The sequence below is a fragment of the Pantoea sp. Lij88 genome (genome assembly GCF_030062155.1).
Taxonomy (GTDB): Bacteria; Pseudomonadota; Gammaproteobacteria; order Enterobacterales; family Enterobacteriaceae; genus Pantoea.
In genome coordinates this window covers 2,548,041-2,568,016 of record NZ_CP118269.1, presented here as the reverse complement: position 1 = coordinate 2,568,016, position 19,976 = coordinate 2,548,041, and the positions used below count along the sequence as shown (strand labels likewise).

22 protein-coding genes are annotated in these 19,976 nt (G+C 60.4%); 21 read left to right on the top strand and 1 reads right to left on the bottom strand.

Translation table 11 applies throughout. The features are described from left to right. Positions 1–11: 11 nt before the first annotated feature. Entirely contained in the window at positions 12–860 is an 849-nt protein-coding gene (locus tag PU624_RS15815; protein WP_283545749.1) for an AraC family transcriptional regulator, read from the bottom strand. 145 nt (positions 861–1,005) lie between these two features. Between PU624_RS15815 and PU624_RS15810 the strand changes: the two genes are divergently transcribed. From PU624_RS15810 to PU624_RS15710, 21 genes are all read left to right on the top strand, one after another. Further along, the gene (locus tag PU624_RS15810; RefSeq protein WP_090962378.1) at positions 1,006–1,437 is read left to right on the top strand and encodes a MarR family winged helix-turn-helix transcriptional regulator; all 432 of its coding nucleotides are present in this window, start codon (positions 1,006–1,008) and stop codon (positions 1,435–1,437) included. A gap of 2 nt (positions 1,438–1,439) precedes the next feature. Further along, positions 1,440–3,125 carry an MFS transporter gene (locus tag PU624_RS15805; RefSeq protein WP_283545748.1) on the top strand — a complete coding sequence of 562 codons (1,686 nt, stop codon included), beginning with the start codon at positions 1,440–1,442 and terminating at the stop codon, positions 3,123–3,125. Next, positions 3,122–4,216: an HlyD family secretion protein gene (locus PU624_RS15800; protein WP_283545747.1), complete on the top strand. Its 1,095-nt coding sequence runs from the start codon at positions 3,122–3,124 to the stop codon at positions 4,214–4,216. The genes PU624_RS15805 and PU624_RS15800 overlap by 4 nt, the downstream gene beginning before the upstream one ends. Further along, positions 4,216–5,598: an efflux transporter outer membrane subunit gene (locus PU624_RS15795; RefSeq protein ID WP_283548012.1), complete on the top strand. Its 1,383-nt coding sequence runs from the start codon at positions 4,216–4,218 to the stop codon at positions 5,596–5,598. Before PU624_RS15800 ends, PU624_RS15795 begins: the two co-directional genes overlap by 1 nt. A 269-nt stretch (positions 5,599–5,867) precedes the next feature. Next, positions 5,868–6,254, top strand: a complete 387-nt coding sequence (locus tag PU624_RS15790; RefSeq protein ID WP_283545746.1) for a hypothetical protein — start codon at positions 5,868–5,870, stop codon at positions 6,252–6,254. Between the two features lie 230 nt (positions 6,255–6,484). Next, the gene (locus tag PU624_RS15785; protein ID WP_283545745.1) at positions 6,485–7,216 is read left to right on the top strand and encodes a beta-ketoacyl synthase chain length factor; all 732 of its coding nucleotides are present in this window, start codon (positions 6,485–6,487) and stop codon (positions 7,214–7,216) included. Continuing rightward, the gene (locus PU624_RS15780; protein WP_283548011.1) at positions 7,209–8,009 is read left to right on the top strand and encodes a lysophospholipid acyltransferase family protein; all 801 of its coding nucleotides are present in this window, start codon (positions 7,209–7,211) and stop codon (positions 8,007–8,009) included. The genes PU624_RS15785 and PU624_RS15780 overlap by 8 nt, the downstream gene beginning before the upstream one ends. A 13-nt stretch (positions 8,010–8,022) precedes the next feature. Further along, complete coding sequence (locus PU624_RS15775) at positions 8,023–8,280, top strand: phosphopantetheine-binding protein (RefSeq protein ID WP_179896116.1); 258 nt, start codon at positions 8,023–8,025, stop codon at positions 8,278–8,280. A 16-nt stretch (positions 8,281–8,296) separates the two neighbouring features. Then, complete coding sequence (locus tag PU624_RS15770; RefSeq protein WP_283545744.1) at positions 8,297–8,551, top strand: acyl carrier protein; 255 nt, start codon at positions 8,297–8,299, stop codon at positions 8,549–8,551. A gap of 6 nt (positions 8,552–8,557) precedes the next feature. Further along, complete coding sequence (locus tag PU624_RS15765) at positions 8,558–9,121, top strand: COG4648 family protein (RefSeq protein ID WP_283545743.1); 564 nt, start codon at positions 8,558–8,560, stop codon at positions 9,119–9,121. After that, positions 9,118–10,437 (top strand): AMP-binding protein, encoded by a 1,320-nt coding sequence (locus PU624_RS15760; RefSeq protein WP_283548010.1) that lies wholly within the window; start codon positions 9,118–9,120, stop codon positions 10,435–10,437. Before PU624_RS15765 ends, PU624_RS15760 begins: the two co-directional genes overlap by 4 nt. Continuing rightward, positions 10,424–10,771 (top strand): 3-hydroxyacyl-ACP dehydratase FabZ family protein, encoded by a 348-nt coding sequence (locus PU624_RS15755; protein WP_283545742.1) that lies wholly within the window; start codon positions 10,424–10,426, stop codon positions 10,769–10,771. Before PU624_RS15760 ends, PU624_RS15755 begins: the two co-directional genes overlap by 14 nt. After that, positions 10,765–12,474, top strand: coding sequence for a glycosyltransferase family 2 protein (locus PU624_RS15750; RefSeq protein WP_283545741.1), 1,710 nt, complete (start codon positions 10,765–10,767; stop codon positions 12,472–12,474). Before PU624_RS15755 ends, PU624_RS15750 begins: the two co-directional genes overlap by 7 nt. Beyond that, positions 12,467–12,880, top strand: coding sequence for an acyl-CoA thioesterase (locus PU624_RS15745; RefSeq protein ID WP_283545740.1), 414 nt, complete (start codon positions 12,467–12,469; stop codon positions 12,878–12,880). The genes PU624_RS15750 and PU624_RS15745 overlap by 8 nt, the downstream gene beginning before the upstream one ends. Beyond that, on the top strand, positions 12,874–13,482 hold the full coding sequence (locus PU624_RS15740; RefSeq protein ID WP_283545739.1) for an outer membrane lipoprotein carrier protein LolA: 609 nt from the start codon (positions 12,874–12,876) through the stop codon (positions 13,480–13,482). The genes PU624_RS15745 and PU624_RS15740 overlap by 7 nt, the downstream gene beginning before the upstream one ends. Next, positions 13,469–15,775, top strand: coding sequence for an MMPL family transporter (locus PU624_RS15735; protein ID WP_283545738.1), 2,307 nt, complete (start codon positions 13,469–13,471; stop codon positions 15,773–15,775). Before PU624_RS15740 ends, PU624_RS15735 begins: the two co-directional genes overlap by 14 nt. After that, positions 15,772–16,344, top strand: coding sequence for a DUF3261 domain-containing protein (locus PU624_RS15730; protein ID WP_283545737.1), 573 nt, complete (start codon positions 15,772–15,774; stop codon positions 16,342–16,344). Before PU624_RS15735 ends, PU624_RS15730 begins: the two co-directional genes overlap by 4 nt. Beyond that, complete coding sequence (locus PU624_RS15725; protein ID WP_283545736.1) at positions 16,341–17,501, top strand: beta-ketoacyl-[acyl-carrier-protein] synthase family protein; 1,161 nt, start codon at positions 16,341–16,343, stop codon at positions 17,499–17,501. The genes PU624_RS15730 and PU624_RS15725 overlap by 4 nt, the downstream gene beginning before the upstream one ends. Continuing rightward, entirely contained in the window at positions 17,491–17,967 is a 477-nt protein-coding gene (locus tag PU624_RS15720) for a hotdog family protein (RefSeq protein ID WP_283545735.1), read from the top strand. The genes PU624_RS15725 and PU624_RS15720 overlap by 11 nt, the downstream gene beginning before the upstream one ends. Further along, positions 17,964–18,695, top strand: coding sequence for a 3-ketoacyl-ACP reductase FabG2 (locus PU624_RS15715; protein WP_283545734.1), 732 nt, complete (start codon positions 17,964–17,966; stop codon positions 18,693–18,695). Before PU624_RS15720 ends, PU624_RS15715 begins: the two co-directional genes overlap by 4 nt. Next, a complete protein-coding gene (locus tag PU624_RS15710) occupies positions 18,692–19,927 on the top strand; it encodes a beta-ketoacyl-ACP synthase (protein WP_283545733.1) in 1,236 nt (411 codons plus the stop codon). Before PU624_RS15715 ends, PU624_RS15710 begins: the two co-directional genes overlap by 4 nt. Positions 19,928–19,976: the final 49 nt, after the last annotated feature.

Genomic DNA, 19,976 nt, shown 5'->3' with positions numbered 1-19,976 from the left:
TGGCAAGAGGCTCAAGCCAGGTCTGGAAGATTTGTGCAGGCGTGCTGATAACGGGCCGGGGAGAGCTGGCAGGCGCGTTTAAACCAGCGGCCAAGGTGACTCTGATCGGCGAAGCCCAGCGCGGCAGCCACATCGGCAATTGGCTGGCCCTGCGCCAGCTGACGACGCGCCTGGCTCAGACGCCACTGCACCAGCCAGGCGTGGGGCGGCAAACCCCAGTGTGTCTGAAACAGGCGCGACAACCGGAAGCGATCCACCTGCAGGTGCTGCGCCATCTGCGCCAGGCCAGGATTGTCCGCATGGTGGGCAATCAGCCAGTCACGCGCCTGCAGCGCCAGCCGGACATCTTTCTCCGCGGGCTGTGCGGGCAGGGACCCATGGCGGTGCGGGGTGAGCTGACTGAACATCCGGTCCATCGCCGCCTCTTTGATGATGGCGGGATGGTTATGCCACAGCGCATCAAATGCGTGCCAGACGGCATAGGCCAGCGGGCGGTCGTCACGCAGCGTGGCGGCAAACCGCAGCTCGCGGGGCAGGGGGCCATCCGTTTGCTCAGGTGCGAGCTGCCGGGCAATCTGCTGCGGTGAAAGATAGAGCATCCGGTAGGTAAAACCGCTGTCGTTAATGGCATCACCATCATGCAGCTCCTCCGGCTCCAGCATAAAGACCGTGCCGGGACGGCTCTGATGCTGTTTGCGCCGCGAATGAAACTGCTGTACACCTTGCTCGGTCACGCCAATCAGATAACTGTCGTGCCAGTGAGGATCATAGGCGTGGCCGGTAAAGTGGGCGCGCAGAGCCTCAATACCGCTGAGGGCGTCACGGCGCAGATCAATCCAGTTTGCTGATGCCTGTTTCATGTTATCCGGCTCCCGGTTGAGGCCTCTGGACATTCTGCCGCGATCCACTAATTTTTAACAGACCGGACGCTTTTCATTCGTGTTTCGCTTTGCGTATAATTACGTTACCTCTCAATTAGATCTCTTACTATTAGGCTGCTAACATTTGTCTCAGAACACGCGTACCTTTACCCACTTACTGCATCTGACCGCACATGCCTGGCGCCTGGCGGTAGATCGTCATCTTAAAGATAGCGGCTTAAGCATGAGCAGCTGGATGGCCATCGGTCTGATTGCCAGCGAACCGCAACGCATGACGCAGACCGAACTGGCGCAGATGCTGGGGCTGGAAGATGCCAGCATGGTGCCGCTGGTGGATCGGCTGGTAAAACAGTCACTGCTGACGCGGGTACAGCCACCGGAAGATCGACGTAAACGTCACCTGGTGCTGACTGACAAGGGCAACGAGGCGTTCGCCAAAGTCAAAACCGAGGCTGATGCACTCCGAACTGAAATGCTGGCCGATATCGATCCCGATGATCTGGCCGTGACCGAACGCGTACTGCAACAACTGTTGAGCCGTATGGGAAGTATGTAGCAGTGGCAAAGCGAAATCCCTACGCTGCACGCGAGTGGTTACCGCACGAAAAACCGATGATGCCGGGCTCACCTTCGACGCCGCTGCATTCGATGCCAAAACGCGTGGCGTTTGGTCTGATCGGTTTACTGATCTCCCTGACGGGTGCGCTGAGTAATGCGCTGGTCACGGCAAATCTGGTGAATCTGCAGGGCACCTTTGGGGCCTGGTCGAATGAGATTGCGTGGCTGCCTGCCGTCTACGTGATGGGGAACATCTCCATTAACCTGCTGCTGGTGAAGTTCCGGCAGCAGTTTGGCCTGCGTGTCTTCACCGAGGCGTTTCTGGTGCTCTATGTGCTGGTGGCGTTTTTCCACCTGTTCGCCAACGATCTCAACTCGGCGATTATTGTCCGCACCGCCCACGGCATGGTGGCGGCGGCGCTCAGTTCTTTAGGTATCTTCTATCAGGTTCAGGCCTGGCCGGCGAAACATCGCCTTAAAGCGCTGGTGATTGGCCTGACGGTGTCGCAACTGGCTATTCCGCTGGCGCGCCTATTCTCGTCGGAATTGCTGCAGCTCAACGAGTGGCGCGGTCTCTATCTGTTTGAACTCGGTCTGGCGCTGATTGCGCTCGGCGGGGTACTGGTGGTTAAACTGCCGCCGGGCGATCGCATCAAAACCTTTGAGAAGATGGATTTCCTGACCTTCATCCTGCTGGCACCGGGCATGGCGCTGCTGTGCGGCGTACTGACGCTGGGCCGGATTGAATGGTGGTTCACCACGCCGTGGCTCGGTATCTGCACCGCGATCGCCCTGACGCTGATTGTCGCGGCGATCGTCATCGAACATAACCGCCGCAATCCGCTGATCAACACCCGCTGGCTGAGCAGCGGCATGATGGTGCGGCTTGGCATTGTAATGATCATGATCCGTATTGTGCTGGCGGAGCAGAACACCGGCGCAATCGGCTTTCTGCAGCAAATCGGGCTGCAGAACGATCAGATGCGCGGTCTGGCGCTGGCGATCATGGCCGGGGTTATCGCGGGCATCGCCGCCAGTGCGCTGACCATCAAGCCCAATCATCTCAACTGGCCGATTGTTGCTTCGCTGGTGGTGATGATTATCGCCTCGCTGATGGATGCGCAATCCAGCCCATTGACCCGTGGCCCCGAAATGTATTTCAGTCAGTTTTTGCTCGGCTTCAGCAGCGCCTTTTTCATGGCTCCGGCGATGTTAATGGGCATAGGCAGCGTGGTGACTCAGCCGAAAAACCTGGTGAGTTTTGTGGTGCTGTTCGGCATGAGTCAGAACCTGGGCGGGTTAATCGGCTCGGCTATTCTGGGCACGTTTCAGGTCTGGCGGGAAAAATATCACTCCAGCCTGCTGGGCGATCAGCTCTCCCTGCTCGATCCCAACGTCACCGAACGGCTGAACCAGTACAATGCGCTGTTTAATTCGCTGCTGGGTGACGACGTGCTGCGCGGCGCGCAGAGTACCAGCCAGTTACAGACGGTCGCCACGCTGCAGGCCAACGTGCTCGCTTATAACGATACCTACCTGCTAACCGCGGCGCTGGCACTGGTCACCCTGATGTGGGTGATATGGCGTTTAACCCGGCGTCGTTATCTGGACTGGCGTCAGGCACAATTTAACCTGCGTGAGCAGCACCAGCTGGCCGCGTTACAGGAATCAACGGAGAAACAATGAGTCAGCAGGATGAGCTTCAGGCGGCGGAACGCGAACGCGCGAATCGCCGCCGTATTCTTTCAATCGCCGCAGGCAGCGGCATCGTCATCATTGGCGTACTGGTCATCCTCTATGCCTGGCAACTCTGGCCCTTCACCAGCGCAATAGAAAGCACTGAGAATGCCTATGTGCGCGGCCAGGTGACCTTTATCAGTCCACAGGTCAACGGCTATCTCACCTCGGTAGAGGTGATCGATCTGCAGCCGGTGAAAAAAGGGCAGCTGCTGATGACGATTGATGACCGTATCTATCGTCAGCGGGTGCATCAGGCGCAGGCGCAGCTGGCGATGAAGCAGGCCGCACTGAACAATAACCTGCAGCAGCGACGCAGCGCGGAAGCGACTATCGAGAGCAATAAAGCGGCGCTGGAGAATGCTAAAGCCCAGGCGCTGAAAGGTGGGTTCGATCTGAAGCGCGTTGAAAATCTCACGGCGGATGGATCGCTGTCGGTGCGCGAGCGTGATGCCGCCCGCGCGGCCAACGCCCAGGCGCAGGCGCAGGTCCGTCAGGCTGCCGCCCAGATTGCCGTTGCTCAGCAGAATCTGCAGACCGTTATCGTTAACCGCGACGCGCTGGAGGGCGATGTTGAAAGCGCCCGTGCCGCGCTGGAACTGGCGCAGATCGATCTGGCGAACACCCGGATTACCGCGCCCGACGATGGCCAGCTGGGCCAGCTGTCGGTGCGCACCGGCGCCTATGTCACGGCGGGTACGCGCCTGACCTCGGTGGTGCCCAACCACAAATGGATCATCGCGAACCTGAAAGAGACCCAGCTGGCTCATATTCGTCCTGGCCTGCCGGTGACAATTCGGGTTGATGCGCTGGATGGCAAACGCTTTAACGGTCAGGTGGAATTTATCTCTCCGGCCGCAGGCTCGGAGTTCAGCGCCATTTCACCTGATAACGCGACCGGTAACTTCGTTAAAATTGCGCAGCGCATTCCGGTTCGCATCCGCATCAACGATCAGGATATGCATCAGCTGCGTCCGGGGATGTCGGTGGAAGTCAATATCGACACCGCCGCCCAGCCCGCCGGTGAGGGTGCGCCATGATGCGACGCGGCTTACTGGTCAGCGCGCTGACGCTGGCACTGACCGGCTGTGCCACACAGGTTGAAAAGGCACCGGCCTCTCTGCCGATCCCCGAGGCGTGGCGCAACAGTGTCGGGCCAACGGCTGCGCCGGAAGCAGAGTGGTGGCGCGCGTTTCATGATGAGTACCTTAACCGGCTGGTGACGCAGGCGCTGCGCAATAATCCTGACATCCTCACGGCGCGATCCCGGGTTGACCAGTATCGCGCTCAGTTGCGCGCCACGCAGGGCGATAACTTTCCGACCCTGAGCGCCGGGGTAGCGGCGACCCGTGAGCGCACGCTCTCGTCAGTGACGGGCCAGCCGTATGAAACCGATGTTTTCCAGGGCTTGTTACAGGCGAACTACAATGTCGATCTCTGGGGGGCGCGCAGCAGCAGCATCTCGGCGTCGCAGGCGAGCCTGGCCGCGCAGCAGGCCGCCGCGTCCGCCGCGGAGCTGACCATCGCCAGTTCGGTGGCGTCGGGTTATCTCAATCTGTGCGCACTGGATGAGCAGCTGCGGGTGACGGAAGCGACGCTGGCGACCCGTAACAATTCGCTGCAGCTGGCACAGCGTCAGTTCGAAACCGGCTACACCTCCAGGCTGGAGTGGATGCAGGCCGCCTCGGAATATCAGTCGGCCAAAGCGCAGATGCCGCAGTTGCAGCATCAGATCACGCAGCAGGAGAATGCACTGAGCATCCTGGTGGGCATGAATCCGCGTAACATTGCCCGTCGTCAGCAGTTCGACCAGATCTTACCGCAGCAGATGCCATCGCTGCTGCCTTCTGAGCTGCTTAATCGCCGCCCGGACATTGTGCAGGCGCAGCGTCAGTTACTGGCCGCAGACGCCGGCCTGGCCTCGTCGCGGGCTAAGCTGCTGCCGGGACTGAACCTCACCGCCACCGGCACCCTCCAGAGTTCGGTGCTGCACCAGCTCGCGGACGATCCGTTCCGGCTCTGGAGCGTGGGCGGCAGCATCCTGGCACCGCTGCTGAACCGTGAAGCGCTGACGGCGCAGGTTGATGTCTCAATGGCGACGCGCAATCAGGCACTCTATAGCTATGAAAAAGTGGTGCGCAACGCTTTCTCGGAAGTTAACGATGCGATAGACGCCATCCGGCAAGGTGAATCACAGCTTCAGGAGCTGCAGAAGCAGGAAGCCTATGTGAAAGAGGCACTGCGCATTGCCCGCAACCGCTATCAGAACGGCTACTCCTCCTATCTGGATGAACTGGATGCGCAGCGAACCCTGTTTTCAACCCAGCTGAATCGGGTAACCGTTAAAAATAACCTGCTGCTGGCGCAGATCGATCTCTACCGCGCGCTCGGTGGCGGCTGGACACCGGCCTCCACACCGTAATTGCCCGGGCCGATCCAGCCGTAGCCAGAGTTTCTGCGGCCGGAATCGGCCTCTGCGCTGTCGCAGCGACTGCGCACTTTGCCCCGCGTTAATCCTCTAAATACCCACTAAAAACCTGCGCATACTTCTGCTTACCTGTCTTTACATTCGATGGTATCATGCGCGGGTTTTAAACCAGCCAGACGGAAAAGCGCACGTAAAGTTAAATGAGCGCCAGGCGAGAAATCCGTTTAATTCACTGATAAAAATCATAAAAGAAGGGATTCATCATGAATAAAAAAACTTTTTTCGCGCTGACCATTGTTGCGGCGTTATTAACCGGCTGCGCACGCACTGCGCCGATTCACAATGTGAATCAGACCCTCACTCAGCGCTATACCGACAACCAGATGAAACTGGCGATCATTGAAGCGGGCATTAACCGGAAATGGGTGATGACTCCCGTTTCTCCTGGCGTGATCAATGGCCGTCTGGCGCAGCGTGATCTCGTCGCGAACATCCGCATCACTTACACCAGCCAGAACTACCGTATCGACTATGTCAGCAGTGAAAACCTGAACGCGGGACAGGGTGAGATCCACAATAAGTACAACCGCTGGGTCACCAGTCTCGATCAGGAAATTCAGTTACGCCTGTCGGCCCTGGCCGCTCAGTAATGCGTGTGCTGTCGCAATGATTTGTCGACAGACGATCTAAAGATAAAGATCTCCGGAAACCGGCCGACAAATCAGATGAGCTGCTATTGCTGATTCACTGAACAAACCTCTACCGTGAAGGCCTGATACGGAATCGGCAGAGGTTTTCCGGTATGCACTTTTTTTGCACAGGGCAGGGGTGACGATCCGATGAACGCCGACTCCACACGTATGACGAAAAGAGTGTTGAGATGAAACTCGCTTACTCACTGGTCGACTGGCAGGCTCTGGCTCCGGGATTACACGGGCGCGAGGCCTGGCACGACTGGGCGCAACAGGGCAACGTTATTGACTCCACAGAGGCGATGGCGAAACCGCAATTTTTACCGATGATGACAGCGCGTCGTCTGAGCGGCGGCAGTCGTGCGGCGGTGGAATGCGGTCTGGCACTGATGGCGCGGCAGCCGGTGGACGCTATTGTCTTTACCAGTCGCCACGGTGAGCTGGAGCGTAATCTGCGCATCCTCCATACGCTGGCGGATCAGCAGTCTATGTCGCCCACGGATTTTGCCATGTCGGTTCACAACTCGGCAGTTGGCAGCCTGACCATTGCGGCCAAAGCGCCCCTTGTCTCCACCTCGATTGCAGCAGGCATTGACTCTTTTCAGCAGGGGTTGATTGAAGTCAGTGCCCTGCATCAGGCGGGCTATCAGCAGGTGCTGCTGGTCGATTTCGACGGGGTCGTGCCTGACTATTATCTGCCGTGGCTTGCGGAACAGCGCGTGAACTTCCCCTATGCGGTGGCACTGCTGCTGCGCGCGGGGGAACAGTTGCACTGCACGGGCCGCGCGGGTGGCGAAGAGCGCGCTGAAACACGCCTGCCGCAGAGTCTGCGCTTTCTCCAGCAGTGGCTGGCGGCGTCACCCACCTTCAGCCTGCCAGGCGAACGCCTGACATGGCACTGGGAGAGAAATGATGGCTGATTGTTCACAACCGGCGCAGTACGCGGGCAGCCGCGTTAACTATTGCTGGCGTCTGGTGATGACGGCGATAAGTTTTACGCTGTTTGGCCTTGGCGGGCTGCTGCTGTCGCTGATTGGTTTCAATCTGCTGCTGCTGGTACAACGTGATTCGCTGCGCCGCCGCCTGCTGGCCCGACGCGCTATTGCCTTTAGTTTTCGCTGCTTCCTGCGTTTCTGCCGGATGTCCGGCGTTTACGACTACCGCATTGAAGGCGCCGAATTGCTGCGACAGGATCGCGGATGCCTGATTGTCGCCAATCATCCGTCGCTGATCGACTATGTGATGATTGCCTCGGTGCTGCCGGAGATGGATTGTCTGGTGAAAGCCGATCTGCAGAAGAACCCCTTTATGCGTGGGGTGATCCGCGCCGCCGATTATCTGATCAACAGTGAAGCGGAGACGCTGTTGCCGGACAGTCAGCAGCGACTGGCGCGCGGCGACAATATCCTGATCTTTCCGGAAGGTACCCGCACCCGCTACGGCCAGCCGCTGGCCCTGCAGCGTGGCGCCGCCAATATCGCAGTGCGCGCCGGATGCGATTTGCGCGTGGTTCACATCACCTGCACCCAGCGTATGCTCGATAAACAGAGCCGCTGGTATCAGATTCCGCCGGTAAAACCGCTGTTTACCGTGCGAGTACAGTCTCGAATCGACAGTCAGTCGTTTTGTGAAAGCAATCCCGATGCGCAGCCACTGGCCGCGCGTCGCCTGACCCGCCATTTAGAGCAGGCGCTGGTCCCCCAGAACAGGTAAGACGAAAACCGGTATGGATTCATTAATTAACGATATCAAACAGATGATTATCGACACGCTGAACCTTGAAGATCTCAGCCCCGATGATATAGAAACCGACGCTGCGCTGTTTGGCGACGGACTGGGGCTGGACTCAATTGATGCACTTGAACTGGGCCTGGCAGTAAAAAATCGCTACGGCGTAGCACTCTCTGCGGAGAGTGAAACCCTGCGTGCCCACTTCTTCTCTGTTGCGACGCTGGCAGCGTTCGTCAACCAACAGCGCAGCTGAAAGCGGAGACAATCTTATGATGAACAAAGAAGAGATTTATCAGGAAGTGGCTTCGCTGCTCACCAGCCTGTTTGAAATTGCACCTGAGGATATCCATCCCGACGCACGTCTGTACGAAGATCTCGAACTCGACAGTATTGATGCCGTTGATATGGTGGTTCACCTGCAAAAGCGTACCGGCCGTAAAATTAAGCCGGAAATCTTCCGCGCGGTGCGTACCGTGCAGGATGTGGTGGATGCTGTAGAACAACTGATGCGCGAAGACGCCTGATCCGTCGTGCCTGCTGCTACTCTTCGCCTGCTCAATCTGCTTACGCTGCTGGCCTGGCCTCTGCTGGTCTGGCTGGCACTGACCCAGCCGCGCTGGCAGGGCCTCTTCTGGCTGCTGGCGCTGCTGTTTGGCCTGCGCTGGTTGCAGTTGCGTCGTAAGCAAAATGCCTTAGGTGCGGTCATGGGCTGGCTGGCGTTGCTCGGCGCGCTGCTCTGTGTCAGCAGCCAGCTGCTACGCGCTCAGCACCTGCTGCTGTGGTATCCGGTGGCGGTCAATGCGGCGATGCTGCTGGTCTTTGGGGCTTCACTCTGGAGCGCGATGCCGCTGGTGGAGCGTATTGCCCGGCTCCGTGAGCCTGAACTTCCTGCCGCCGCTGTGCCTTACACCCGCCGCGTCACCCAAATCTGGTGCCTGTTTTTTATCGGCAACGGCAGTATGGCGCTCTGGACCTGCCTGAATGGCGATCTGCGTCTCTGGACGCTGTGGAACGGCGGCATCAGCTACCTGTTAATCGGCGTGCTGATGGGGACGGAATGGCTGGTTCGTCAGCGCGTGAGGCGAAAAGCATGAAGGTGGCCGACTGGCTGACGGGAGACGAACGCGAGGTCGCCTGGCGAGGCGATCAACCGCTGATGCTCAGCGCGATGCAGCGTCAGGTGCTGGCCCTCAGCCAGCGCTTAGCGGCACAGCCGGGCAGCAACTGGGCACTCTGCTTTGATGACAGCTACCGTTTCTGTGTGGCGCTGCTGGCATGCTGGTACGCCGGTAAAACGCCGGTGATGCCGGGTCACAGCCGCGCTGCCCTGCTGGATGAGATGCAGGAACAGCTGGATGGCGTGCTGTGCGATATGCCGCTGACGGTCAGCCTGCCGCTGCTGACGAGCGACGACGCAGAAGCGCAGGGGCCGTTACCGCCGCTGCCAGCGTCTTCAGTGCTGGTACTCTTTACCTCAGGTTCTACCGGCGCGCCGCGTCAGGTCGTGAAATCGCTGGCGGTCATGGAACAGGAGAGCCGCTGGCTCAGCACGCTGTGGGGCGAACAGTTGCGGGGCTGCCGGGTCATCGCCTCGGTCAGCCATCAGCACCTTTATGGTTTATCCTTCCGACTTTTCCTGCCGATGACGCTCAGGCTGCCGTTTTCTGCTCAGCCGCTGTTTTACGGCGAACAGCTGGCCCAGCTTCCGCGCGACTGCCGCTATGCTTTTATCAGCAGCCCGGCCTTTTTATCCCGGCTGGACAGCACGCTTGTCGCGCCCGCCTGTGAACTGATTGTCTCTGCCGGTGGCGCACTGCGTGGGTCGGATGCAGAACAGGTCTGGCAGCGTTTTGGCTGTCCGGTCAGTGAAATCTACGGCAGCACCGAAACCGGGATTCTGGCCTGGCGTCAGTGTGATCGGGCCGACGCGCCATGGCGCAGTTTCCCGGCGGTCAGGCTGGAGCAGATGATGCCCGAACGCTGGCAGGTCTGGTCGCCGCTGATTGCTGAAGCCGCTGGTCTGCCGCTCGACGATCGGCTCACTATGCAGCCGGATGGCGGATTTCAGCTGGCGGGACGTCACGACCGCATCGTGAAAATTGGCGATAAGCGTATCTCGTTAAGCGAGATTGAGCGTCGTCTGACCGACCTGCCGGAAATCGAAGATGCCGCGGCGCTGGTGATAACGCGTCATGAGCGTCAGGCGATCGGCGTCGTGCTGTCGCTAAACAGCACACTGGACGAGGCGGCACTGCATCAGCGCAGGCAGCAATGGAAGCGGCAGCTGCAGCGCTGGCTCGAACCGCTGGCGATGCCGCGCTACTGGCGGATTGTCACCACCATTCCGGTCACCACCCAAAGTAAACGCGCCTGGCCGCAAATAGAGGAACTTTTTCATGTTGCCGATTGAACGCAGCCGGGAGCTGCAGGCTGACAGCGTCACGCTGACCCTGCAGGTTGAGGCCGGACTGTTCTGGTTCCAGGGCCACTTTCCGGAACTGCCGATTCTGCCCGGTGTGGCTCAGCTTGACTGGGTAATGCACTACGGCGTGTCACTGCTCGCGCCCGGCAAACAGTTTGCCGCCGTTGAAAACATCAAATTTCAGCAGCCGGTGCCACCCGACTCGCTGTTACAGCTGCGTATTGACTGGGACGCTGAAAAATCGCGCCTGAGTTTCCGTTACAGCCTGCTGACTGACGGCGGTGAGCAGAGTGCCAGCAGCGGGAAGATCGCGCTGTGTTAAGCACGGCATTTTCACCCTGCGTGGTGATCCCCTGCTACAATCACGGCGCGATGATGGCGTCGGTACTCGCGCGGCTGGCCCCCTTTAATCTGCCGGTAATCGTGGTGGATGACGGCAGCGATGCGGCGACACAGCTTCAGCTGGCGACGTTAAACGCCCCGCAGCTCAGCCTGCTGCGGCTCGACAGCAATCAGGGTAAAGGTGCGGCGGTGATCCACGGCCTGCGGGCTGCGGCGGCACGTGGCTTTACTCATGCGGTACAGCTCGACGCGGACGGCCAGCATCAGGCAGAAGATCTGCCGCTGATGCTGGCGGAAGCTCAACGCTTTCCCGATGCGCTGATCTCTGGTCAGCCGCTCTATGACGACTCGATCCCCAAATCACGCCTTTACGGTCGCTACATTACCCATTTCTGGGTCTGGATCGAAACGCTGTCGATGTCGATCCGCGACAGCATGTGTGGCTTCCGCGTCTATCCGCTGGCTGCGACGCTGGCGCTGTGCGACCGCCGGGCCATCGGCCAGCGCATGGATTTCGACACCGAGATTATGGTGCGGCTCTACTGGCAGGGCACCCGCAGTCGTTTTATCCCGACCCGCGTCACCTATCCGGCCAGCGGCCTGTCGCACTTCGATGCGCTCTATGACAACCTGCGCATCTCCTGGATGCATACCCGGCTGTTCTTCGGCATGCTGCCGCGCATCCCGCGTCTGCTGTCGATGCGTAAAGCGCCAGCGCACTGGTCTGTGGAAACAGAGCGGCGCGGACAGTGGGGATTACGCTTTATGCTGGCTGTCTATCGCTACGGTGGACGGCTGCCCTTTACGCTGCTGCTCTGGCCGGTCGTCGCGGTCTACTGGCTGAGCGGTCAGCGCGCGCGAAGCGCATCCCGGCAATGGCTGGCGCAGGTCACCGCCGCCGCACAGCAGCGGCAGGTTGCGTTACCGCCCCGGCTTAACAGCTATCGCCATTTCCTGCGCTTCGCCGGGGCGATGCTGGATAAAGTCGCCAGCTGGCGCGGCGATCTGCGCTGGGGCCGGGATATCGATTTCGCGCCAGGCGCGGAAGCGGTGATTCGCGCGCCCACAACGCAGGGCAAGCTGATCCTCGCTTCCCATCTCGGCGACATCGAAGCCTGTCGCGCGATGGCGCAGCAGGTCAGCGGACTGGTGATTAACGCGCTGGTGTTTACCGACAACGCCCGGCGTTTTCGGGCGGTACTGGAAACCATCGCCCCGCAGGCCGGGGTGAATCTGATGCCGGTCAGCGATATCGGGCCGGATACCGCGATCCTGCTGCAGCAGAAGCTGGATGCAGGCGAGTGGGTGGCGATTGTCGGGGATCGTACTGCGGTGAATCCGCAGCGCGGCGGCGAGCGTCGGGTAATCTGGAGCGATTTTCTGGGCCGGGCCGCACCGTTTCCGCAGGGGCCGTTTGTGCTGGCGGCCGCGTTGCGCTGTCCGGTGCTGCTGATGTTCGCCCTGCAGCAACAGGGTAAACTGCATATCCACTGCGAGCCGTTTGCCGATCCGCTGCTGCTGCCACGGGCACAACGTCAGCAGGCGCTGCAACAGGCGGTCGATCGCTACGCGGAACGGCTGGCCCATTACGCGCTGCTGGCGCCGCTCGACTGGTTCAACTTTTTCGATTTCTGGACGCTGCCTGATCAACAGGCGCACCACAAGGAGTCTGACCATGACTGAACATCATGCTGAAGTCGTGCTGACCGTCTCATTCCACGACTGCGATCCGATGGGCGTGGTCTGGCACGGTAACTATTTCCGCTATTTCGAAGTGGCACGCGAAGCCCTGCTGCGCAGCATTAACTACAGTTATGCCGAGATGGCCGCCAGCGGCTACGTCTGGCCAGTCGTCGATACCCGGGTCAAATACCGTCAGCCACTGCGCTGCGAAGAGACGATCCGCGTCAGCGCACGGATTACGGAGTATGAGAACCGCCTGCGCATCGACTATGAAGTGCGAAACGCAGCCGGTCAGATCACCACCAAAGCGCATACGCTGCAGGTGGCGGTAGAGCAGGAGAGTCAGGCTCTTTGCTTTGTTTCGCCCGACATTTTACTGGAACGTTTAGGAGTGAAAGGATGCTGAGAATAGTGCTTACCGGCCTGCTGCTGTGGGCCAGTGCCGCCAGCGCGGTTACCCTGGATCAGCTGCAGCAGCGTTTTGCCAGCCAGCCGGTGATCCGGGCAGATTTTACCCAGACGCGCACCATTTCAGGGATGCGTCAGCCGCTGGTGTCGCACGGACAGATGCTGATCGCCCGCGAGCAGGGGCTATGGTGGCATCAGCAGACGCCGTTTGTGATGACGCTGCTGCTGGATGACAGGCGCATGGTGCAGAGCCTCAGCGGCCAGAAGCCTCAGGTGATCACCGCCGACAGCAATCCGCAGATGTTCCAGTTCAATCACCTGTTGCGGGCGCTGTTCCAGGCCGATCAGAAGGTCCTGAACGAAAACTTCAGCGTGGCCTTCAGCGATCGCGGCAACGGAGCCTGGACGCTGGACCTGACGCCTAAAGCCGCGCCGCTCAACAAAATCTTCAACCGTATTTCGCTGGCGGGCAGCGCCTTCCTGGATAGCATCAACCTGGACGATAAGCAGGGCGATAAAACCCAGATTCAGCTCAGCAACACCCGTATTGAACCGCCGCAGTTAAGCGACGAGGAGCAGGCGCGTTTTGCCGTGCCGTAACGATCGGCTGCTGGCTATCCTGTGGCTCGCACTCTGTCTGCTGCTGGCGGCGGCGCTCGCTTTTCTGCTGCCGCGCAGCCAGCTTAACAGTAGCGTGCTGGCACTGCTGCCGCAGCAAAATCTGGGCACGGCACCGCCTGCGCTGCAGCAGGGTTTTATGCAGCGCCTGGATCGCCAGATGGTCTGGCTGGTTTCACCCGGCGAGCAGGACGATCCCCAGGTCGCCGCCTGGTGGCTGGCTCAGCTGCGTGCGCTGCCTGACCTGAAACAGGTGCAGGGCGATCTTGATGCGCAGCAGCAGCAGCAGTGGGGCCGTTTTGCCTGGCAACACCGTAACGGCCTGATTGATGAGGCGACGCGCAGCCGGTTGCAGAACGGCGGCGGGGCGCAGGCCGACTGGCTGCTGGCGCAGCTCTTCTCAGCCTTCTCGGGCGTCAGCAGCAAAGAGTTGCAGGGCGATCCTATGATGCTGGTGCGGGGTTCGCAGCTGGCGCTGGCACAAAACGCCGGGCGCATGACGCTGCATGATGGCTGGCTGACCGTAAAAGATGATCAGGGTAAACAGTGGTATTTCCTGCATGGCGAGCTGGCGAATAACGCCTTCAGTATGCAGCAAAGTCATGCGCTGGTGACCCGGCTCAGCGCACTGGAACAACAGCTTAAAAGCCGCTGGCCGCACGCAAAACTGCTGACGCGGGGCACGGTGCTGTTCAGCGACAACGCCAGCCAGCGTGCGCAGCATGATGTTAAAACGCTGGGCAGTGTGACGCTGGGTGGCGTCATCCTGCTGGTGCTGCTGGTGTTCCGCTCGCTGCGTCCGCTGTTGCTGACGGTGACCTCTGTGGCGATCGGCGCAATGGCGGGTACGGTGATGACGCTGCTTTGCTTCGGCGAGCTGCATCTGATGACGCTGGTGATGAGCCTGAGTATTGTCGGCATCTCGGCGGATTACACGCTCTATTATCTCACCGAGCGCATGGTTCACGGCGATCAGCAGACGCCGTGGCAGAGCCTGCGTAAAGTGCGCGGCACGCTGCTGCTGGCGCTCGCGACTACCGCCATCGCCTGGCTGCTGATGCTGCTGGCCCCATTTCCGGGGCTGCGTCAGCTGGCGGTGTTTGCCGCCAGCGGCTTAAGCGCCTCCTGCCTGACGGTGATTCTGATCTATCCGTATCTGGTTCGCGGATTACCGGTGCGCCCGGTGCCGCTGATGGTGCCACTGGCGCGCTGGCTTGCGGCCTGGCGTCGTCAGCGCGGACTGCAGGTTGGATTACCCGTAGCGATGGCGATCTTCGCCCTGGCCGGGATCGCCCAGCTGAAGGTAGATGATGACATCGCGCATCTGCAAAGTGCGCCTGCGCAACTGCTGGAGCAGGATCGCCAGCTCGCTACTCTGACCGGCCAGCGTGCCGATCAGACCTGGTTTGTAGTCTGGGGCGATGATGCACAGCAGACGCTGCAGCGGCTGGAAAAACTGGCACCGGATCTGCACCAGGCGCAGCAGCAGGGCTGGCTGCAGCGCTATCGTCTGCTGCCCCTGCAGTCTCTGGCACAGCAACAGCAGGATCTTCAGCTGCTGAAGCAGGCTGCCCCGACGATTACAGACCGCCTGCAGCAGGCGGGGATTGCGCTGGCCGAGCCGGATCTGACCCCGATGCCGGTGACGCCGGATGCCTGGCTGGCGAGTCCGTTGAGTGAAGGCTGGCGACTGTTGTGGCTGACGCTGCCGGACGGGCAGAGTGGCGTTCTGATCCCCACCAGCGGCGTCAAAAACAGTGCCGCACTCGCAGAGCTGGCTAAGCAGCATCCGGGCGTCAGCTGGATCGATCGCAAATCCAGCTATGACTCGCTGTTCAGCTTCTGGCGCACCCTCCTCAGCGGCTTACTGGCGCTGGCGCTGCTGCTGATTACCCTGAGTTTTGTCGTGCGGCTGGGATTAAAGGCGGGCTTACGCAGCGCGCTGCCGTCGCTGCTCTCGCTGGCGATGGCACTGGCCACACTGGGCTGGATCGGCGCATCGCTCAATCTGTTTGCGCTGCTGGCGCTGATTCTGGTGCTGGGCATTGGCATTAACTACACGCTATTTTTCAGCAACCCACAGGGGACGCCGCTGACCTCGTTGCTGGCGGTATCGCTGGCGATGATCACCACCTTACTGACGCTGGGAATGCTGGTATTCAGCAGCACCAGCGCGATTGCCAGTTTTGGCACCGTATTATGCAGCGGTATCTTCAGCGCGTTCCTGCTGTCGCCGCTGGCGATGCGACCCACCCGATCAAGGAGTAAACGATGATCCGCGCCGCCTTTCTTCTGCTGACGGCTCTGCTGCTCAGCGCCTGTGCCGGCCATGCACCCGACAGCAGCCGTCCCACTGCCTGGCTGAAGCCGGGCGTGAAAGTGACGCTGCCACCGCCGGGCATCCGTCCCGCCTTCCAGCAGCAGCAGTTGCTGACCGGGCAGGTTAAAGGTCAGAGTCAGTCACTGCTGGTGCTGCTCAGCGCCGATGAGCAGCAAATCGATCTCGCGGGGCTCTCTTCGGTGGGTATCCGCCTGTTCAGCCTGCGCTACGATGCCAGCGGTATTCACACCCAGCTGCTGATGCCGCTGCCGCAGATGCCACCTGCCAGTCAGGTGCTGGCGGACATCATGCTCAGCTACTGGCCGCTGGATGTGTGGCAAAAACAGCTGCCGCCAGGCTGGACGCTGCAGGATCAGGGGTTAAAGCGACGGTTGATCGATGCCGATAACCAGCTGGTGACCGAAATTGATTATCTGCAACGTGGTAATCAGCGCCAGCCGATCAGCATTCAGCAGCATGCCTTTGGCTATCAGATCCGCATTCAACATCTGGACGCCTCATGATCTACATCTCTGCCATCGGCATGCTGAATGCCCTGGGTAATGACAGTCAGCAGATTGCAGACAGCCTGAAGAAAGGTCAGGCACCGGGTATGCAGCTGCGTCATGGCTGGCTGAGCGGTGACCGTGCCTGCTGGCTCGGCCGGGTCGAAGGCGAGCTGCCACCCATTCCTGCTGCCCTCTGCGCGCACAACACCCGCAATAACCAGCTGCTGCTGGCTGCGCTGGCGCAAATCCGTCCGGCACTCGACGCGGCGGTTGACCGCTATGGTGCCAGCAGAGTGGCGATTGTGCTGGGCACCAGCACCTCGGGCGTGGATGAGGGCGATCAGCAGATTCGCGGCAGCCAGCCCGATTATCACTATCAGATGCAGGAGCTGGGCGATCCGTCACGTTTTCTGGCTCATTACCTGCAGCTGGATGGCCCGGCCTATACCATTTCCACCGCCTGCTCCTCCAGCGCCCGCGCTATTATCAGTGGCGAGCGGCTGATTGCGGCGGGGCTGGCGGATGTCGCGCTGGTGGGCGGGGCGGACTCGCTGAGCCGGATGCCGATTAACGGCTTTGACAGTCTGGAATCGCTTTCTGAGCGTCGCTGTGCGCCGTTCAGCCGCGATCGTGACGGCATTTCGATTGGCGAAGGGGCTGCGCTGATGCTGCTGACGCGCGAGCCGCAGCCGCTGGCGCTGCTTGGGGCGGGCGAATCTTCTGACGCCTGGCATATGTCCGCGCCTCATCCGCAGGGTGAGGGCGCTGAACGCGCGATGCGGATGGCACTGCAACAGGCAAATCTGTTGCCGCAGCAGATCGGTTATATCAATCTGCACGGCACAGCGACGCCGCTGAACGACCAGATGGAAGCGGCTGTCATTGCGCGTCTGTCTGGCAATGCGGTGCCGTGCAGTTCGACCAAACACCTGACCGGCCATACGCTCGGCGCAGCTGGCGTGTGCGAAGCCGCACTCAGCGCGCTGATTCTGCAAAACAATCTGCCGCTGCCCGCCCAGGATTTCAGTGAGGCGGCGCAGGATGAGACACTGCCGGATTGCGGATTACTGTTACAGCCGCAGGCGCTGCAACGGCCGGTCATCGCCTCGAATTCATTCGCCTTTGGCGGCAACAACACCTGCCTGATTCTGGGACGCCTTGATGGACATTAATTCTCCCGCGGCACGCTGGCTGCCGCACGCTGCGCCGATGCTGCTGCTTGATCAGCTGATCGCCGTTGATGAAGACCAGGTTCACTGTCAGGTATCAACCTGTGCTGGTGGCGTACTGGCACCGTTTCTGACGCCCCAGGGCGAACTGCCTGCCTGGTTTGGCGTCGAGATGATGGCGCAGACCGTCGGCGTCTGGTCGGGCTGGCATGCAAAGCAGGGCGGCGCAACCCTGATCCCCCCCGGTATGCTGCTGGGCGGACGCGGCTGGCGGGCTGAGCAGCCGCTTTTTCCCGCGAATGTGACACTGGATATCCGGATGACGCTGCTGATGCGCGATGACCGCATGGGCAGCTTTGAGGGCGACATTTGTTATGGCACGCAACGGCTTGCCAGCGGTCGTCTGAACACTTATCAACCCAATGAAGCAGAGTTACAGCAATTAATGTCACAAGGAAATCAGCCATGACAGATTCAGTATTGGTCACGGGCGCCAGTAAAGGCATCGGCCGCGCGATTGCGCTGCGTCTCGCCCAGGATGGCTATCAGGTTATCGTGCATTTCAATCGCGATCGCGCAGGCGCTGAGCAGTGCCTGCAGCAGATCGAAGCCGCAGGCGGTAGCGGCCGTGTACTGGGATTTGATGTGGCTGACCGGGCGGCCACCCGCGCCGCGCTGGAGGCGGACATTGAGCAACACGGAGCCTACTATGGCGTGGTGAGTAATGCCGGTATCTCCCGTGATGCGGCGTTTCCCGCCCTGACGGATGAAGAGTGGGACAGCGTGATCCACACCAACCTCGACAGTTTTTACAACGTGATCCAGCCCTGCGTGATGCCGATGATCGGCCTGCGCCGCGGTGGCCGCATCATTACCCTGTCGTCGGTCTCCGGAATGATGGGCAATCGCGGTCAGGTCAATTACAGCGCGGCGAAAGCGGGCATTATCGGTGCCACCAAGGCGCTGGCGATTGAGCTGGCTAAACGCAAAATCACCGTTAACTGCATCGCGCCGGGGCTGATTGACACCGGCATGGAGGGGCTGGAACCTCAGGTGATTGAGGAAGCGATGAAGATCGTGCCGATGAAACGCATGGGCGCGGCTGAAGAGGTCGCCGGACTGGCGAGCTATCTGATGTCCGATATCGCCGGTTATGTGACGCGTCAGGTGATTTCGATTAATGGAGGCATGCTGTGATCCAGCGGGTCGTCGTAACCGGTATGGGCGGTGTCACCGCTTTTGGTGAATCCTGGGCAGAGGTGTCGGCGCGAATCCGTGCTGGCCGCAATGCGGTGCGCTTTATGCCCGAGTGGCAGATTTACGACGGGCTGCATACGCTTCTCGGCGCGCCCGTGGATAACTTTGAACTGCCTGCGCACTACACCCGCAAGCGTATCCGCGCCATGGGTCGCGTTTCGCTGCTGGCAACGCGCGCGACCGAACTGGCGCTGACCCAGGCGGGCCTGATTGACCATCCTGTGCTGACCAGCGGAGAAACGGGCATCGCCTACGGATCGTCGACCGGCAGCACCGGGCCGGTCAGCGAGTTCGCTACCATGCTGACGGAAAAGCACACCAACAATATTACCGGCACCACCTATGTGCAGATGATGCCGCACACCACAGCGGTCAATGCCGGGCTGTTTTTCGGCCTGCGCGGCCGGGTGATCCCGACCTCCAGCGCCTGTACCTCGGGTAGCCAGGCGATTGGCTATGCCTGGGAAGCGATTCGTCACGGCTATCAGACGGTGATGGTCGCCGGGGGAGCGGAAGAGCTTTGTCCGTCGGAAGCGGCGGTGTTCGACACCCTGTTTGCCACCAGCCAGCGTAATGACGCGCCGCACACCACGCCTGCGCCATTTGATCAGCAGCGCGATGGTCTGGTCATTGGCGAAGGGGCCGGCACACTGATTCTTGAGTCGCTGGACCATGCTCTGGCGCGTGGCGCCACGATTTACGCCGAGCTCACCGGTTTCCACACCAACTGCGATGCCGCCCATATCACGCAGCCGCAGCGGGAAACCATGCAGATCTGCATCGAGCGGGCGTTGCAAAGCGCCGGTATCACGGCCGCAGAGGTCGGTTATGTGAATGCGCACGGTACTGCCACAGAGCGGGGTGATATGGCCGAAAGTCTGGCGACGGCGGCGGTGTTTGGCGAATCAACGCCGATCTCTTCACTGAAGTCCTATTTCGGCCATACGCTGGGTGCCTGCGGGGCGCTGGAAGCCTGGATGAGCATTGAGATGATGCGGGAAGGGTGGTTTGCGCCGACGCTTAACCTGACGCAACCAGCCGCCGACGGCGGTCAGATGGATTACATCATGGGCGAGCCGCGAGAGCTGGAGACCGACTATATCCAGAGCAACAACTTTGCCTTTGGTGGGATAAACACCTCACTGATCTTCAGACGCTGGCGCGGCGTCTGATCTCCGGCCCGTGCCGTGCAGGCACGGGCCAGTTTATTTTTCGGACGAA